Origin of the sequence: Amycolatopsis sp. NPDC023774 (assembly GCF_040639695.1) — a bacterium.
Classification (GTDB): Bacteria; Actinomycetota; Actinomycetes; order Mycobacteriales; family Pseudonocardiaceae; genus Amycolatopsis.
Genome location: NZ_JBFAAJ010000006.1, coordinates 35,460 through 53,266 on the forward strand (window position 1 = coordinate 35,460; position 17,807 = coordinate 53,266).

The 17,807-nt window shown below is 71.7% G+C and carries 11 protein-coding genes and 1 pseudogene; 2 read left to right on the plus strand and 10 right to left on the minus strand.

The window, feature by feature from the left end:
- The first annotated feature begins 341 nt into the window (after positions 1-341).
- The gene (locus AB0F91_RS16385; RefSeq protein WP_360598566.1) at positions 342-4,205 is read left to right on the plus strand and encodes a Pls/PosA family non-ribosomal peptide synthetase; all 3,864 of its coding nucleotides are present in this window, start codon (positions 342-344) and stop codon (positions 4,203-4,205) included.
- An 82-nt stretch (positions 4,206-4,287) separates the two neighbouring features.
- Complete coding sequence (locus tag AB0F91_RS16390; RefSeq protein ID WP_360598358.1) at positions 4,288-5,706, plus strand: M1 family metallopeptidase; 1,419 nt, start codon at positions 4,288-4,290, stop codon at positions 5,704-5,706.
- Positions 5,707-5,731: 25 nt separating this feature from the next.
- Here the strand turns inward: AB0F91_RS16390 and AB0F91_RS16395 are convergent, their stop codons facing one another.
- The 10 genes and pseudogenes from AB0F91_RS16395 to AB0F91_RS16440 all read right to left on the minus strand — a co-directional run bounded on the left by AB0F91_RS16395 (position 5,732) and on the right by AB0F91_RS16440 (position 17,801).
- The gene (locus AB0F91_RS16395; protein ID WP_360598359.1) at positions 5,732-6,724 is read right to left on the minus strand and encodes an LLM class flavin-dependent oxidoreductase; all 993 of its coding nucleotides are present in this window, start codon (positions 6,722-6,724) and stop codon (positions 5,732-5,734) included.
- A gap of 242 nt (positions 6,725-6,966) precedes the next feature.
- Entirely contained in the window at positions 6,967-7,176 is a 210-nt protein-coding gene (locus tag AB0F91_RS16400) for a hypothetical protein (RefSeq protein WP_360598360.1), read from the minus strand.
- Between the two features lie 216 nt (positions 7,177-7,392).
- Positions 7,393-8,235: an MBL fold metallo-hydrolase gene (locus AB0F91_RS16405; RefSeq protein ID WP_360598361.1), complete on the minus strand. Its 843-nt coding sequence runs from the start codon at positions 8,233-8,235 to the stop codon at positions 7,393-7,395.
- 116 nt (positions 8,236-8,351) lie between these two features.
- Positions 8,352-10,355: a LuxR C-terminal-related transcriptional regulator gene (locus AB0F91_RS16410; RefSeq protein ID WP_360598567.1), complete on the minus strand. Its 2,004-nt coding sequence runs from the start codon at positions 10,353-10,355 to the stop codon at positions 8,352-8,354.
- Between the two features lie 261 nt (positions 10,356-10,616).
- Positions 10,617-11,189, minus strand: a pseudogene (locus tag AB0F91_RS16415) (ATP-binding protein); the annotation flags it as partial.
- Positions 11,190-11,306: 117 nt separating this feature from the next.
- Complete coding sequence (locus tag AB0F91_RS16420) at positions 11,307-13,067, minus strand: FAD-dependent monooxygenase (RefSeq protein WP_360598362.1); 1,761 nt, start codon at positions 13,065-13,067, stop codon at positions 11,307-11,309.
- A gap of 14 nt (positions 13,068-13,081) precedes the next feature.
- On the minus strand, positions 13,082-15,007 hold the full coding sequence (locus tag AB0F91_RS16425) for a maleylacetate reductase and hydroxyquinol 1,2-dioxygenase domain-containing protein (RefSeq protein ID WP_360598363.1): 1,926 nt from the start codon (positions 15,005-15,007) through the stop codon (positions 13,082-13,084).
- A 110-nt stretch (positions 15,008-15,117) separates the two neighbouring features.
- Positions 15,118-16,002, minus strand: coding sequence for an AraC family transcriptional regulator (locus AB0F91_RS16430; RefSeq protein WP_360598364.1), 885 nt, complete (start codon positions 16,000-16,002; stop codon positions 15,118-15,120).
- Positions 16,003-16,123: 121 nt separating this feature from the next.
- Positions 16,124-16,948: an NAD(P)-dependent oxidoreductase gene (locus tag AB0F91_RS16435; RefSeq protein ID WP_360598365.1), complete on the minus strand. Its 825-nt coding sequence runs from the start codon at positions 16,946-16,948 to the stop codon at positions 16,124-16,126.
- 43 nt (positions 16,949-16,991) lie between these two features.
- Positions 16,992-17,801: an IclR family transcriptional regulator gene (locus AB0F91_RS16440; protein WP_220241887.1), complete on the minus strand. Its 810-nt coding sequence runs from the start codon at positions 17,799-17,801 to the stop codon at positions 16,992-16,994.
- Positions 17,802-17,807: the final 6 nt, after the last annotated feature.

Here is a 17,807-nt window from a genome sequence, read left to right on the forward strand (position 1 = left end):
GGTCGCTTACCCGGCGCGTTTTCGCGCTCTGTCACCGAGTGCGGAACCGGTGACGTCCGACACTCGACCGTGACCCTTGCGCTATCGGGAGTTCACCTGGCGCGTATTGTGGGTGGCTGCACCGGGCGCCTCATTCGGAGAGCCAGCCCGAATGACGCTCGCGGAAGGTGAGTGATGGGCTTGCGCGCCCACCGTACGATGCGTTACGGCCTTTTTTCGAAACCTGCGGCTACGCGGCGTGACGGGGCGGCGCGGTGACCCTCACCGCCGACCACGCCCCCGCCACCGAGCTCGCCCTGGCCGCCGACGAGGCGACCACCGCTCTCGCCTCTGTCGCCGAGGTGACCGACGCTCCCTCCGGCACGCCGGCCACCGACCGTGCCCTGTTCTGGTCCGGCCTCGGCGCCAGCCAGCGCACGCTGCTCCAGATCCTCACGGAGACCGCCGAGCAGCACCCCAACGCCGCCGCCATCGACGACGGCACCACCACCCTGAGCTACCGCCGGCTGCTCGAGGAGATCGAGACCTACGGCCGCCGCCTGCGCGCCCACGGCGTCGGCCTCGGCGACCGCGTCGGCGTCTGCGTCTCGTCCGGCACGGCCGAGCTCTACGTCGCGATCCTCGCCACCCTGTCCGTCGGCGCCGCCTACGTGCCGGTCGACGCGGACGACCCCGAAGAGCGCGCGGAGCTCGTGTTCGGCGAAGCCGGTGTGGCCGCGATCGTCACCGACGGCAGCATCACCGTCGCCGGCGCCCCGGGCGACCGCGACGGCAGCCCCGGCCCGGCCGACGACGCGTGGATCATCTTCACCTCCGGATCCACCGGCAAGCCCAAGGGCGTCGCCGTCACGCACGCCTCCGCCGCGGCATTCGTGGACGCCGAGGCGCAGCTGTTCCTCACCGAGGAGCCCATCGGCCCCGGTGACCGTGTGCTCGCGGGCCTGAGCGTCGCGTTCGACGCCTCCTGCGAGGAGATGTGGCTCGCGTGGCGCCACGGCGCCTGTCTGGTGCCCGCGCCGCGCGCGCTCGTGCGCACCGGCGTCGACCTCGGCCCGTGGCTGGTCGCGCAGCGCATCTCCGTCGTCTCCACCGTGCCGACGCTGGCCGCGCTGTGGCCCACCGACGCGCTCGAGGACGTGCGCCTGCTCATCTTCGGCGGCGAAGCGTGCCCGCCGGAGCTGGCCGAACGCGTGGCCGTGGAAGGCCGCGAAGTCTGGAACACCTACGGCCCCACCGAGGCCACCGTCGTCGCCTGCGCCGCGCAGATGACCGGTGAAGGCCCGGTGCGCATCGGCCTGCCGCTGGCGGGCTGGCAGCTGGCCGTGGTCAACGAGGCCGGAGACCCGGTCGCCATGGGCGAGACCGGTGAACTCGTGATCGGCGGCGTCGGTCTCGCGCGCTACCTCGACCCCGAGAAGGACGCGCAGAAATTCGCGCCGCTGCCCTCGCTGGGCTGGCAGCGCGCCTACCGCAGCGGCGACATGGTCCGTGCCGAGCACGAGGGCCTACTGTTCCTCGGCCGGCTCGACGAGCAGGTGAAGCTCGGCGGCCGCCGCATCGAGCTGGGCGAGGTCGACGCCGCGCTGCAGTCGCTGCCCGGAGTGCAGGGCGCGGCTGCGGCGGTCCGCCGCACCAAGGCCGGCAACCAGGTCCTCGTCGGGTACGTCGTGCCGAGCGCCGGCGCCCCCTTCGACTCGGACGACGCCGCCACGCGGCTGCGCGAGCAGCTCCCGGCCGCGCTGGTGCCGCTGCTCGCGGTCATCGGCGACCTGCCCACGCGCACCTCGGGCAAGGTCGACCGCGCCGCCCTGCCGTGGCCGCTGTCCACTGTGGACGCCGGCGCCGCCGGACTGTCCGCCACCGAGGCGTGGCTGGCCGAAGGCTGGTCGGAGATCCTCGGGGTGTCCGTGACGGACCCGAAGGCGGACTTCTTCACCCACGGCGGCGGCAGCCTCACGGCCGCGCAGCTCATCGCGCGCATCCGCACCCGCCACCCCGAGGTGTCGGTCCACGACATCTACCAGCACCCGAAGCTCGGGTCGCTGGCCACGATGCTCGACAAGCTCAGCGGCCAGGAGACCGAGCGCCGCGACATCGCGCCGACGCCGCGCCGCGCGGGCGTGATCCAGACGCTGTTGATGCTCCCGCTCATGGGCCTGGTCGGCCTGCGCTGGGCGACGCTCGCGGCGGCGGCCTCGAACGTGTTGTCGCTGCTCGGGGTCACCTGGGCGCCGACGCTGAACTGGGCGTGGGTCGTGCTGGCGTGGCTGGTGCTGTTCAGCCCGGCCGGCCGCATCGCGATCGCCGCCGGCGGTGCGCGGGTGCTGCTCTCGGGCGTGCGGCCGGGCAGCTACCCGCGTGGCGGCGGCGTGCACCTGCGCCTGTGGACGGCCGAGAAGCTCGCGGAGTTCAGCGGCGCGGACAGCGTCGCCGGCGCTTCGTGGATGACGACGTATGCCAAGGCGCTCGGTGCCCGGGTAGCCAAGGACGTCGACCTGCACTCGCCGCCGCCGGTCACCGGCTTCCTGAAACTGGGCCGCGGTGCCGCCGTGGAGCCCGAGGTGGACCTGACCGGCCACTGGGTCGACGGGGACCTCGTGCACCTCGGCAAGATCCGGATCGGCGCGGAGGCCCGCGTCGGTTCGCGCAGCACCCTGTTCCCGGGCGCCCGCATCGGCAAGGGCGCGGAGATCGCCGCCGGGTCGACCGTGCGCGGTGCCGTCCCGGCCGGGCAGCGCTGGGCTGGTTCGCCCGCGGCCCACTCGGGCAAGGACGCCAAGGACACGCTGAAGTGGCCGGCCAGCCGCCCGCCGCGGTCACGGTTCTGGGCGACGGTGTATGGCATGACGTCGGTCGTGCTCGGCTTCCTGCCGGGCATCGCGGCGCTGCCGGGCGTGGCCGTGCTGGGTGCCGCGATCTGGGGCGCGCCGACGCCGGGCGCCGCCGTGACGCAGGCGCTGATCTTCACCCCGGTCGCCACCGTCGCCTACTTCCTCACCTACGCGCTGCTCGTCCTGGCCGGCGTGCGGCTGCTGGGGATCGGCATGGTCGAGGGCTACCACCCGGTCCACGGCCGCGTCGCGTGGCAGGTGTGGGCCACCGAGCGCCTCATGGGCATGGCCCGCGAAGGCCTGTTCCCCTTGTACGCCAGCCTGTTCACGCCCGTGTGGCTGCGCCTGCTCGGCGCCAAGGTCGGCCGCAACGTCGAGGCGTCGACCGTGCTGGCGGTGCCGAAGATGACCAAGGTCGACAGCGGCGCGTTCCTCGCCGACGACACGATGGTCGCGACCTACGAGCTGGGTCACGGCTGGTTGCACGTCGCGCCGGCACGCATCGGCAAGCAGGCGTTCCTCGGCAACTCCGGCATGACTGCGCCGGGCCGTTCGGTGCCGAAGCGCGGCCTCGTGGGCGTGCTGTCCTCGACGCCGCTGAAGGCCAAGAAGGGCTCGTCCTACCTCGGCATGCCGCCGCTCCCGGTCCGCCGGGCGGTCGGCGACGCCGACACCAGCCGCACCTACACCCCGGCGCTGCACCTCAAGGCCGCACGGGCGTTCGTGGAGCTGCTGCGGATCGTGCCGGTGATGTGCGGGGTCGCCCTCAGCGTGGGCGTCGCGTCCTCGCTGCTGGCGATCGCCTCGCTCTACGGGTTCGGTAACGCCGCGCTGCTGGCCGGACCGGTGCTGCTGGCCGCCGGTGTCGTCGCCGCGCTCACCGCCACCGTGGTGAAGTGGCTGCTGGTCGGGAAGTTCCGCGCGATCGAGCACCCGTTGTGGAGCGCCTTCGTGTGGCGCAACGAGCTGGCCGACACCTTCGTCGAGACGCTCGCCGTGCCGTGGCTGATCGGTTCGGTCGGGGGTACGCCGCTGCTCACCGCCTGGCTGCGCACCATGGGTGTGAAGGTCGGGCGCGGCGTGTGGCTGGAGACGTACTGGCTGCCGGAGTCGGACCTCGTCCGCCTCGGCGACGGCGCGACGATCAACCGCGGCTGCGTGGTGCAGACGCACTTGTTCCACGACCGGATCATGAGCATGTCCCGGGTGGAGCTGGACGAGGGCGCCACGCTCGGCCCGCACGGCATCGTGCTGCCGGGCGCGAGCATCGGCGCGCGCACCACCGTGGGCCCGGGTTCGCTCGTCACGCGGGGCGACGCGGTGCCGGCCGACACGCGCTGGCTCGGCAACCCGATCTCGACCTGGCGTCGGTGAGCCTCCGGCCGTTGCGGCGCGCCAAGATCCGCGCGATCCTGCTGGGACAAGACCACCTCACGGAAAGCGGGGTTCTGCTCGGGTGACCTCGAAGGCTGCCGCGCCGGCACCCGGTGCGGAAACCTCCGCAGATTCGTACCTCCCCGGTCACGGCAACGGCGGCTACCGCGTCCGCCATTACGACCTGGACCTCGACTACCGCGTCGGGCCCAACCGGCTCAGCGGCACCGCGGTGCTCACCTGTGTGGCGACGCAGGCTCTGTCGCGGCTGACGCTCGACCTCGGCGAGTTCCGTGTGTCGCGGGTGCTCGTCGACGGCCGGCCGGCGAAGTTCGTCCGGCGCGGGCTGAAGCTCCAGGTGAAGCCCGCCAGGTCGATGGCGGCCGACACGGAGTTCCGGGTCGAGGTCCGCTACGTCGGCAACCCGCGGCCGGTGCCGAGCCGCTGGGGTGACATCGGGTGGGACGAACTCACCGACGGCGCGCTCGTCGCGAGCCAGCCGATCGGCGCTCCGTCGTGGTTCCCGTGCAACGACCACCCGGCCGACAAGGCCAGCTACCGCGTCACGGTGACGACCTCGTCCTCGTACCTGGTCGCGGTGACGGGGAACCTCGTGTCGCGCTACCAGTCGGCGAGCACCGCGACCTGGGTGTTCGAGCGGCCGGAGCCGACGGCGACGTACCTGATGAGCGTGCAGGTCGGGCGCTACGACGACGTCGAGCTCGTGGCCGGGTCCGGCGCGGGCTGGTTCTCGCACCCCGAGGCGCGGTCCTCCCGGATGCCGCTGGGCTTCGGCCGGGGCAACGGCGTCGAGTCCGTGGTGGCGACCGTGCCGCAGCGGGCCGCGGTGCCGCCGCGGCTGCGCCGGGCGTTCGCGCGCGACTTCGGCCGCCAGGGCCGGATGATGGACGTGCTGCAGCGCCTGTTCGGGCCGTACCCCTTCGGCGAGTACGTGGTCGTCGTGACCGACGATGCGTTGGACGACCCGATCGAAGCGCAGGGGATGTCGATCTTCGGCGCCAACCACGTCGACGGCCGGCGCACGAACGAGCGCCTGGTCGTGCACGAGCTCGCGCACCAGTGGTTCGGCAACAGCCTCACCGTCGCCGACTGGCGCCACATCTGGCTCAACGAGGGCTTCGCGACGTACGCGGAGTGGCTGTGGTCGGAGGAGTCCGGCGGCCAGCCCGCGGACTCGCTGGCGCGGACGTGGCACGCGCGCATGAAGGCCAAGCCGGCCGACGTGCGCATCAGCGACCCCGGTGTGGCGCGGATGTTCGACGAACGCGTGTACAAACGCGGCGCGCTCACGCTGCACGCCCTGCGCGGCGAGATCGGCGACCCGGCGTTCTTCGCGCTCGTCAAGGAGTGGGCCTCGGAACACCGCCACGCCACGGTGAGCACCGAGGAGTTCGTCGCGTCCGCCGAGGCGTACGCGGCTCGCTCGCTGCGGCCGTTCTTCACGGATTGGCTGGAGACACCGGCGCTGCCGGAGCTGTGACCGGTTCCCCCACTACCGCCTGCGCTTACTCTTCGCGCGCACAAGCGGCGGCCAGCTCGAGCGAGCGGAGCCGGGCCGCCGGGTCGTAGACCGGGGTGGACAGCATGAGCTCGTCGGCACCGGTCCGCTCGACCAGTTGCTTGAGTCGCGTCCGCACCGTCGACGGTGACCCGTACGCCTGGGTCGCCCGCAACGCGGCCAAGCGATCGCCGACCTCGGAGGGAATTTCCTGCCGTTCCGCCTCTTTCGGCGTCGGCCGTTCGGCCTCGGTGCCCCGTCCCTGCAGTGCACCGGCCATCGCCAGTGCCGAGGGGCGCGCCAATTCCTGGGCCTGCTCGTCGGTCTGCGCGCACAAGGTCTCCACGCAGACGATCACGTAGGGCTGCTCGCGCCAGCGCGAAGCGCGGAACTCGTCGCGGTAGCGGGTCAGCGCGTCGATGGTGTTGCCCGGCCGGATGTGGTGGCCGATCGCCAGCGGCAGGCCCAGCTCGGCGGCGATCGCGGCCCCGTCCGGGCTCGACGCGAGCAGCCACGGCTCCGGCGATTCGTCGGCCCCGGCCAGTACCCTCGCGCCGTCCCCTCCGGCGAGGTGCCCGAGCAGTTCGACGACGGCGGCGCGGTAGGCGGCGGCAGTGATCGGTTCGTCGGTCCCGCGCAACGCCCGCACTGCCCGGGCATCGGTGGTGCCGGAACCTCGGCCGATGCCCAGATCGACCCGCCCCGGATGCAACGCGGCCAGGGTCGTGAACTGTTCGGCCACCGCGAGCGGCGGGTGGTTGGGCAACAGCGCACCGCCCGACCCGACCCGCAGCGCGGCGGTCGCACCGGCCAGGTGCGTGGCCAGCACCGGCGGCGCGACGCTGCCGACCGAGCGGTAGCCATGGTGTTCGGCCACCCAGATCCGGTGGAAGCCCAGTTGGTCGACGCCTCGCGCGACCGAGGTCACCGCTTCCAGCGCCTCGCTCGCGCGGCGCCCTTCTTCCACCGTGGCCAGTTCGAGCACGGACAACGCAACCATCAGAACCTTCCCGCACTCGACGTGGCCTGGCCGCTCCAGCCGACCGGACACCGCACCCAGAGGCGGCGCCCTCCGCGGTTGCGCAGGGCGCGCTGCGCTGTTGCGGGTGACCATCGGTCCTGCCGACGGCCGGGACGCGACCGGTGCCGCGAAGATCATATGCCGCACGAGTCGCCGCATGGCGCCGACCCGGGCCCGTCGCGATCATGCCCTCCGCGGCGAGGACAGGGCGTTGAGTCCGGTCAGCCGATGTCCGCCATCCACCTCAAGGCGGAAAGCGAGGGGTTGAAGATGTACTCGCCCCCGCACAGCACGTTGAACGTCCGGATATCGTGGACGCGGCGCCTGACCGGATCTTGCGGGATCGTGAAGGTCGCCCCGTCCTCCTGCGGGCCGACATTCGGATCGTGTTCGTTCTCCAGGTTAATGATGTTGCCGTTGTTGAGAAACACGAAGTGATCCCGCGGGCGACGTCCTCGTCCTGCTCGGAGGTTGGCTGCACACGAAAACGCGCCATGCCGAGTGGCGAGTTTTGGTCCGAGCATCGAGAGTGGAGTGTTCTCGAGCGTGCTCGCCAACGAGGGGCCCGACATGTTCACGCGCAGCATGTCCACATAGGACCCGACGGTCGGCTCGCGGGGTAGAGACCCCCTGGCCGGCCAGGGAACTTACGCAAGGTAGGACTTGGCCGAGTTCCAGAGGACCCCGCGGTTCAGCCGTTCCGGATACAGGGCACGTACGGCCTCGTACAGGTCGGCGAAGCCGTCGGCCTTCTCGGCTGCCGAAGTGAAGATCTCGATGTAGCGGCGGGTCCGGCCGATGTCCTCGGGGTCGTCCGGGTCGCCGTCGCGTTTGTGGCCGGCGACGACCGCGCGGGGCTGGAGCTTTTCGAGGGTGTCCAGTGCGTCGAGCCAGTCGCGCCAACCGGTGCCCTTGGCTTCGGCGAGGTACAGGTGCACGTCGCCGTACACGGCGTCACCGGCCACCACCAGCCCGAGGGAAGGCACGTGGAGCGCGCTGCTGCCCGTGGTGTCGGTGTGACCGAGCTCGATCGCTTCGAGCTGTTCTCCCTCGAGGTCGACCACTCCGTCCACGAGGGCCCGCGCGGCGACGTGGCGGGTGGAGATCTGCCCGGGGAGCCGCGGGTTCCAGAACCCGTCGAACCACTGCGGTCCGTACTGGGCGTCCATGCGTGCGGCGACGCCAGGGGTGGCGACGACTTCGGCATTCGGGAAGCGCTCCAGCACGGCGGGAGCACCGAAGAAGTGGTCGCCGTGGGCGTGGGTGATGAAGAGGGCCGTCACGTTCTTGCCGGTCGCGACGACCCACTCGGCGAGGGCCGTCGATTCGGCCGTGGTCATCAGCGGATCCACCAGGACGGCGTCCCGCTCGCCGTAGATCAGGGTGGACGCGGTCGGGGACCACATGCGCTGCTGCTCTCCAGGCGGGAGATCATCGGATACAGCGGCCTTCGACGGCGTGACGTACACCGAGTATGCAAGCCCTGTCATGTCGACTTCCTTACTGATCGGCCGAGTACGTTGCTGTTATAGCCACCAACGGATGACCCGCTCTTCAGTGACATCACTGCATTCCGCGACCCTGCGCGATCGGTTACCTCGAGTAGTCAGCCCACCGGGTCGAGCCTTCCTTGCATAACGGTGACCAGTTCCACGCGCGATCGCACGCCGAGCTTGGGAAACATGCGGTACAGGTGTGACTCGATCGTGCGGTGCGACAGGTAGAGCCGCTGTGCGATGGCTCGGTTGGTCAACCCTTGAGCGACCATCTGGGCGACCTGCAATTCTTGAGGTGTCAGTTCTTCGAACCCGTCGAGCCGGCGGCGCGGGCTGCTCTCACCCGCGGCGCGCAGCTCCTGATGGGCTTGCTCGGCCCAGGGTGTCGCGCCGAGTGCGTCGAACGTGTCCCGGGCGGATCGCAGCGGAGCACGCGACTCGAGGTGCCTTCGCCGCCGGCGTAGCCACTTGCCGTGGGCAAGCTCCACGCGTGCCCGCCAGAGCGGCCACGCGGCCCCGGTTTGCCTGAGTGCCTCCTCGAAGAGAGGCTCCGCTTCGTCGTCGGCAGCCAGTTGCAGGCGGGCGTAGGCCAGCTGAATGTGAAGCCACGCTCCTGGTGACAGGCGCGCACCGGGTTCCACCTGCCGCACCAGCGCCACCGCCTGCTCACGGTGGCCGCTACCCACTGCGGCTTCGGCGAAATCACCGATGACATGGCACGCGGTGAGGTGGTGGCTCGCCGCGTCACCGGGCTGGTAGATGCGGAGCAACTGCTCGTAGGCGTCGAGGCACCGTCCGCGGGCGAGTTCCAGCGCACCGCGGGTGTACTGCACGAGGCTGAGCAAGGCCGCCGCGCCGATCGGCAGCGCCACACGGCTTGCCTCCGCGGTGAGCGTCTCCACTGCTCTCTGGTCACCGCGCAGCGCTGCGGCCGTCGCTTCCGCGATCCGTCCACCGGTCTCCCACAGCGGCCGCCGGACCTCCGCGGCGAGGCGCTGCGACTCCTGTGCCGCCGGCATGGCGACCGCGAAGTCACCGACCTCCAGCGCGGCCCATGCCTGTATCGACAGCACCTGCGCGAGCAGGCGCAGCCGCCCCTGGCCACGCAGCCGTTCCGCGGAGGCGGCCAGCAGCGGCAGCGCCTTGTCGAACGCACCGGCCAGACACACTGCCATGCCCCGCAGATACAGACCTGCCGCATCGTCGGGGCCACCGCTTCGGTCGAGCTCGCGCAGCACCACCGCACCGCGTTCGATCGGCGCCGCGAAGACCTGGACGTACAGCATCCGCTGGTCGCCGGCGGGCGCCCCGATGGCGTCGGCGGCGCGCACCACCGCCAGGCCTTCGGCCCGGAGATCGCCCCAGTAACAGCGCGAGGCCGCGGACACGAGCAGGTTCAGCGCCAGGTCACGGTCACCGAGCGCGGCCATCCTCGTCGCCGTCCGCGTCAGCTCCGACACCCGGCCGGCGTCGCCGACACGTCCCGACCGAAAGCCTTCCTCCAGCCACATCCACAGTGCGTGCTCATGCGATCCCAAGTCGAGCAGACTCGCCTCCGCCAGCAGTCGCATGACGGTTTCGCCGTGTCCCTGGTCGCTGGCCGCCGCGGCGGCCTCCAACAGCAGCCGCCCGCGCCGAGCAGGGTCCGGCGTGGCAGTGGCGGCGCGCTCGAAGACGACGGCCGCCGTGGCAGCAGCACCGCGGCGCAAAGCACGACGTGCGGCTTTCTCCGCCTCCGCGCAGACGGCGGGATCAGGACCGGTCGCGGCAGCCAACCTGTGCCACACGCGGCGATCGGGGTCCTCGGCATAGACCTCGACCAGCGCCGCATGGGCCGCCTGCCGCTCGGCGACCGTGGCCGCCTGATAGATCGCCGAACGCATGAGCGGGTGCAGAAATCGGACTTGCTGGTCCTCGATCACGATCAGTCGAGCCCGGACCGCGGCGACGAGATCCGCGACCGTACGAGGCGCACCGTCGATGATCTCCGCACCCTCGAGGATCGTCCCCAGCGTGCCGTCCTCCGCGGCCGCCGCCACGCGCAGCAGGGTGCGTGCCGGGGCGGGGAGTTCCGTGACGCGGGCCGCAAACGCCGCTTCCAGCCGTTCGCTCAAGGGCCGGCGTACTCCGGGAGCCGCGGGCCCGGCCTGAGCGCTCGAGCCGAGTGTCGCCGGGAGCTCACGCAACGCCAGCGGGTTTCCTTCGGCTGCGGCGAGCACCCGGCTGCTGGCCGACGGCGTGAGACCTGGGCTCACCTGGTCGAGCAGTAGCCGGGACGCCTCCTGCGTGAGCGGTTCCAGTTCCATCTGGATCAGCCACGGGCAGCGCAGCGGGCTGTCGTACCCGGTGCGAAGCGCGGCCAGGAGAACGATCCGATCCGACTCGATGCGCCGTCCGAGGAACGCGAGGGCATCCGCGGTCGGACGATCGAGCCAATGAGCGTCTTCGACGCAGATCAGCACAGGCGTGCGCGTCGCGGCGTCGCTGACCAGCCCGAGGACCCCGAGGGCGATCATGAAGGGCTCGGGCGGGGTCCGTTCACCCATCCCGAAGGCCGCGTTGACCGCGTCACGTTGCGCCGTGGGCAGCGCGTCGACGTGCGCGAGGAGCGGCCGGAGAAGCCGGTGCAAGCCCGCGAACGCGAGGTTCGCCTCCACCGGGATTCCTGTGGTGCTCAGGACAACCATGCCCCGGTGGGTGGCTGCTTTCCGCGTGCGGTCAAGCAGTGCCGACTTCCCTATTCCGGCGATCCCGCTGACGGCAAGGGCCGTCCCGTGGGCATCGACTTCGTCCAGGAGGCCGACCAGCCGACCCAGCTCGTGGTCGCGTCCTACCATCAACGGGCTGTCCATCCCGCCATCCTGCCGCCGCCCCGCAACGGGGCAGGCATGGTGTTGCTTTGGCGACAACACCGTGCTCGCTGTGGTCCACGAGGACGTCGGCCCCATCGGACAACGGGTGGCTTTCTCTGGTCGACCAGAGGCGGTGGATCTCGAAGCTCTGTAACGCGGTCCGCCCGCGGAGCCACCGAAGTGACCCCGCGGGCGGAAAGAAGAGCACCGGGCTCAAGCGCGGGACAGCACCGTCTTCAGCGCGGCCAGCAGCGCCGTCGTCGCTTCGGGTTCCGCGGCGGCGGTCGAGTGGCGCCAGGCCACGTAGCCGTCCGGGCGGACCAGCAGCGCGCCGGCCTCGTCGATCTCGCTCGCGCGGGTCCAGTCGCCGTAGGAGTCGCGGGCGCCCTCGGCCCCCACGGTCACCACCCGCAGGTCCAGGCCGAGCTCCGCGGCCGCCTTCTCCGCGGCGACGCGCCAGGACTCGCCCGACAGGCCCGTGACGACGCTCCAGCGGCCCCGGCCCACGAGGTCCAAAGTGGACACGCGACGGCCGTGCGAGCCGACGAGCCACACGTGCGGGATCTTCGCGCCGGGCGTGGTCGTGGCCTGGTGGAACAGCTCCGGGTCACGGCCGGACACCGGGGCGGTGCCGCCCGAGCCGTCGGGGATCACCGCGGTCGACGCGTAGCGCTGGTCAAGCTCCACGCCGTGCGCGTTGAACTCGTAGTGCTTGAGCTCGATGGCCTTCTCCAGCTGACGGCGCTTGCGCGCTCCGTCCTCGGTCGGCGCCTCGCACGCGGCCAGGCCGGCGGCGATGGCGTCGGCGTCGGTGTCGCCGGTGATGCCGAGCGTCTCGAAGATCGGGCCGAACTGGTCGCGGGAGAGGTTCGCGCGGTCCACGATCTGCTTGCCCACCGGCGCACGCTCGGCCGAGTAGGTCTCCAGCAGCTCCTCGCCCGCCTCGCCGCGCACGACCATCGCGAGCTTCCACGCGAGGTTGTACGAGTCCTGAATGGACGTGTTCGAGCCGAGGCCGTTGGACGGCGGGTGCCGGTGCACGGCGTCGCCCGCGCAGAAGACGCGGCCCTTGGAGTACTCGGTGGCGTAGCTGTGGTTCACCGTCCACAGCGACGTCGAGGTGATCTCGACCTCCAGTTCCGGATCGCCGACGAGGTCGCGCACGATTCGCGTCGCCTCGGCCGCGTCGACCTCCGGCGGCGCCTGCTCGATGTCGTAGCCCCACACGAGCAGCCACTCGTTCCACGGCCGCACCATGCGCACCAGGCCCATGCCGATGCCGCCCAGGTGGGCGCCCGGGCGCATGATCCAGTAGAGCACGCTCGGCCGGTGCGCCACGTACTTCGTCAGGTCGGCGGTGAACGTGATGTTCATGCTGCCGGCCTTGCCCGACTGCCCGGCGATCGGCAGGCCCGCCTGCTCCGCGACGCGGCTGCGGGCTCCGTCGGCGCCGACGAGGTAGCGCGCCCGCAGCGTGAAGTCGTCGCCGCGGACGCGGTCGTGGAACCGCGCAGTGACGCCGTCGGCGTCCTGCGTGAAGTCGAGGAACTCCGTGTCCAGCCGCAGCTTCGCGCCGCGTTCGGCCGCGTTCGAGGCGAGGATCGGCTCCAGCAGGGTCTGCGGCAGGTCGATCATGTGGCAGGGGCTGGCCGCCCCGTACTCCGTGGCCGAACGGTCGCCGGTGCCCCAGCTAGCGATGCGGCCGATCTCGCTGCCCGTCAGCGACGTGCTCAGCACGGTGTCGCCCATCAGCTCCGGCGGCGTGCCCTGCGCGAGCGCCAGCTCCTCGATGCCGAGGTCGCGCAGCACTTCCATGGTCCGCTGGTTGGTGATGTGCGCGCGGGGCGTGTTGGCGGTCCAGCCGTACTTGGTGGCCAGCACGGTGCGCACGCCGTAAGTGGCGAGCAGCAGCGCCGCGGTCCCCCCGGCCGGCCCGCTGCCGACCACGATGACGTCGGTGTCGTACTCGTTCATGGTGGGATTCCTCGTCAGTTCACCGGGACGGGGGAGATGTGGAAGGAGAAGTCGAGCCGGCGCCAGCCACGCTCGGGTTCGCGGCCGTCAGGCGCCGGGCCGGTCTGCTCGGCGAAGTCGACGATGAGGTCGTCCTTGACGCCGAACACGGTGTCGGAGTCGAGGTACTCGCCTCCCTTGACGAACAGCTGCGTGACCAGCGTGCGGTAACCGGGCTTGGCGATCATGAAGTGCACATGGGGTGCGCGGTACGTGTGCCGCGCGGCCGAGTCGAGCATCTGGCCGACCGGGCCATCGCCCGGGATGGGGTAGGCCGAGGGCACGATGGTCCAGAACCGCAACCGGCCGTCGGCGTCGGTGCGGAACCGGGCACGCAGCACCGGCCCGTCGAGGTCGGGCAGCTGCACGTCGTAGAACCCGTCCTCGTTGGCCTGCCAGACGTCGACCACCGCATCGGGCACGGGGGTACCGTCAGGTTCGGTGACCCGCACGTCCGTCCACAACGGAGTGCCGGGCAGTCCTCCGGCGAGGTCCGCGCCCTGTGCCGTCTCCGGTGGACCCTGCACGTAAAACGGGCCGAGCACCGCCGAGGGCGTCGTGTCCGGGGTGCGGGAGTTGGTGAGCACGTCGACCACGCTGGAGACACCGAGGGTGTCCGACAGCAGGATGAACTCCTGGCGCTTGTCGTCGGTGATGTGGCCCGTCCGGGTCAGGAAGTCGATCGCATACTCCCATTCCTGCTGGGTCAGGTCGGTCCGCACCACGTAGCCGTGCAACGTGCGCACCAGTTCCTGCAGAAGCTCGCGCAGCCGTGGGTTCGGCGTCCCCGCGAAGCTGTCCACGACCTCGGCGGTGAGGCCGCGCAGATCCGGTTTGGCGCCCTCGGCCGCGGCGGGGCGGGTGCCGGCCCAGGCCTGCCGGAGCAGACCCTCGATGCCCTCGCGGGTGACCTCGCGCGGGTTCGGGTACGGCTTGGCCGTGGCGATCTCGGCGGCCTTGGCGATGTCGTTCTCGGTGAAGCCCAGCTCGCCCAGCGAGTGCGGTACGGGCAAGCCCGCGATGAGGTCGTACACCCCGGTCGCGGCGTCGGGTGCGCCGAGTGCGTCGGCGATGCGGCGCATGGCGTCGGGTGCGCCGGTGGTGTTGTACGCCATGGCGTAGGGCAGGACGACGGTGTGGGTTTCGGAGTGCGGGAGGTCGAAGCTGCCGCCGAGGGTGTGGCAGAGCTTGTGGTGCAGGGCCATGCCGACCGAGCCCAGGCAGGTGCCGGCGAGCCAGGCGGCGCGCAGGGCTTCGCTGCGGGCGTCCACATCGGACGGGTTGGCGGCGATGCGGGGGAGGGCGGCGGCGAGCAGGCGGATCGCTTCGAGGGCGAACTGGTCCACGATCGGGTTGGCGTCGGGTGAGTAGAGGGCCTCGACGGCGTGGGCCATGGCGTTGATGCCGCTGGTGAGCGACACCTGCACGGGCAGGTTCAGGGTGAGGTCCACGTCGTAGACGACGACCTCGGGCTGCACCTTGGGCGTGGTCTGGGTGGTCTTGCGCCCGTCGGCGGTCTCGCCCAGGACCGGTGTCATCTCGGAACCGGCGTAGGTCGTGGGCACGATGATCTGGGGCAGATCCGTGCGCAGCGCGATCGCCTTCGCCAGGCCGGTCGTCGAGCCGCCGCCGATGGCGAGGACGCAGTCGACGTCGTTCTCCGTCACGACCTTGAGTGCGCGCTCGGTCACGTCCACAGGTGTGTGCATGGCGGCTTCGTCGAAGCGGGCGGCGAGCAGCGGGCCGAGCGAGTCGGCGACGCGGTCCGCAGGCCCGGCCAGCGGCGGGCTGCCCAGCAGCAGGACGCGGGTGGCGCCGAGGCGGCGCACCTCGTCGGGCAGTGAGGCGAGGGTGCCGCTGCCGAAGACGACCCGGGCCGGGTTCGCGGTGTAGCTGAACATCGTTGGTCCTTCCACGCGGGTGCCTCGAGTATCCGGATGTCGCCGCCCGGTTTCCTGCACGTTCCTGCCGCGCCGGCAGCACGAAACGCGCGCGTCACCCGGACGGGCGCTTATCGCTCGCGCCGCAGAGCCGCCGGAGTGGTGCCGAGCTGTGTGCGCAGGACCCGCGTGAGGTGCTCCTGGTGCGAGAACCCGCAGCCGGCCGCGATGTCGGCGATCGGGTCGCTGGAGGTGCGAAGCAGCAGCCGGGCCTGCTCGACGCGCAGCTTGAGCAGGTACTGGTGCGGGGGCAGGCCGGTGCGGGCCTTGAAGCGGCGGGCGAACCGGCTCACGCTCAGCCCGGTCACGGCCGCGAGTTCGGGCAACCCCAGCGGTTCCGCGAGCCGCTCGGCCATCAGGTCGCGCACGCGGTCGAACTGCCGGTCCGACAACGCGGCGGGCGTCACCGGGGTCGGCTCGGCGGTGGTGCCCCCGGCACGGTGGCGGCGGGCGAGGTGGGTGGCCACGAGGGCGCACAGCTGGTCGGCGTACGTGCGGGCGCTCGGCTCCCAGTCTCGGACCACGCCGTCGAGGGAGAGCAGGAGCTGCTCCAGCAGCGGGTCGACGGTGCCGAGCTCCTCCGAGAGCCGGATCGGGGTTTCGGTACCCGCGGCCTCCTGCACGGCCGAGTCGGCGACGTACACGTGCAGCGTGTCGAGCTCCCCGCCCAGCTCCACGGACAGGTCCGCGTGCGAGGGCTGCAGGAACAGGCCGCCGGCCGGGACGCGCCGGCTCTGCTCGCCCGGCGTGCCGACCCGGCGGCGGACCGTCACGGGCCCGGCGAGGTGCAGGATGAGCTGGTGGGTCGGGGCGGCGGCGAACAGGCCGCGGTGGGGCCGTTCGTGCTGCTTAGACAGGTAGAGGTGCTCCCAGCCGAGACCGGCGCTGGTGCGTTCGGGCCGGATCCACGGCAGCGCGAGGATGCCGTTGGTGTCGGCGGCCGAAAGCTCACCCACCCGCGTCCTCCTCGTCGCGCCGTCTCCGAACACCACGAGTGTAGGCGCCTGCGCGGCTTCACCGGACGAGAGAAGGCCCGCCGGGCAGGTCGGCGGGCCTTCCGGGGCAAGCGGCAGCGGCTCAGAGCGGGTTGAACTGCCCGAGCGGAGCGGTGCAGAACGGCCCGCCGACGAACTCCGCGGCCGCACCCGTCGGGGCTGGCCGGTCAGCGAGCTGCTCGGCGTAGACCTCGGCGTTGTCGAGGGACTTGTAGCCCAGCGCCTCGGCCTCGGCGAGCGAGTAGACGCGCCGGGTGTTGTCCGAGACGCCCCAGACCAGCCGGTAGCCGGGCGAGGGCGCGCTCAGGCAGGCCTCGAACAGGCGCGCGCCGTCGTCGGGGGAGAGCCACGTGGTCAGCCCGCGCGGGCCGAGCGGCAGCGGCGTCTCGAAGCACGAGCCGATGCGGATCACGATCACGTCCATGGCGAAGCGCGACGCGTACAGGCTGCCCAGCGACTCGATGGCCGCCTTGCTCACGCCGTAGTAGGTGTCCGGGCGCGGGCTCGAGTCCGCGGGCAGGCCGGCCTCACCGGCGTCGGCGTTGCGGCGGAAGCCCACGGCGTGGTTGCTCGACGCGAGGATCACCCGCTTGACCCCGGCTTCGCGGGCCGCTTCCAGAACCGTGTGGGTGCCGTTGATGTTGACGTCGAGCGTGGCTTCCCACGTGTTCTCGCGGCTGTGGCCGCCGAGGTGGATCAGGGCGTCGGCACCGGCGCAGGCCGCCGCCATCGCCTCGCGGTCGGTGACCGAGCCGGTCACGATCTCGACGGCTTCGCCGGCCTCGGCCGGGGCCTGCTCGGCCAGGTCGAGCAGGCGCAGCACCCGGCCGGGCTTGCGCAGCCGCGGGCGCATCAGGGTGCCGACGATGCCTGCCGATCCGGTGATCAGCACGCGCTGGTCTGCCATGGGGTTCCTCTCGAAACGCTTCGCAACAGGGGAATGGCGGCGGTCAGCGGATGCCGGCCCGGCGCAGCTGCTGCCCGAGCTCGGCGGTGGTCTCGGCCAGGAGCTCGCCGACGCGCTGAACGTCGGCGTCGGTGACCTGGCCGACCGGCATCGAGCAGCTCATCGCGTCGGTGCCGGGGATGCGGTACGGGATCACGGCGGCGACGCAGCGGACCCCGAGCGTGCCTTCTTCGATCTCGGCGGCGTAGCCGACCTCGCGGGTGCGCGCGAGGTCGGCGTGCAGCTGCTCGCGAGTGGTGATCGTGTGCGGCGTGAGCGGCGGGAGCTTCGCCGGCATCAGCTCTTCGATCTCGTCGTGGGTCAGCTCGGCGAGCAGTGCCTTGCCCAGCGCCGTGGCGTGGGTGGGCAGCGTGCGGCCGACGCGCGAGACGAGGTGCGTCGAGTGCTGCGACTCGCGGGTCTCGAGGTACACGACCTCGGTGCCGTTGCGGCGCGCGAAGTGCGCGGTGAACCCGGTCTTCTCGCGGATGCGCTCCAGCGCCTCGGTGGCGAACGGGACGATCGCGTCGCGGTCGAGGTAGGCGGTGCCGCAGATCAGCGCGCGCACGCCGAGGCGGTAGCGCGCGGTGTTGGCGTCGGCTTCGAGCCAGCCCGCCTCCAGGAGCGTGCGCAACAGGCCGTGCAGGCTCGAGCGGGGGAAGCCGGTGCGCGCGTGCAGGTCGGACAGCGACAGCCACACGTCGTTGGCCGCGAACGTCTCGATGAGGTCGATAGCGCGCCGCGCGGACTTCACGCCCGCGCTCTCCGCGCCGGGCGTCGCGATCCGCTCCGCGGTGGCCGGCTTCTGCGCCATGTGCGT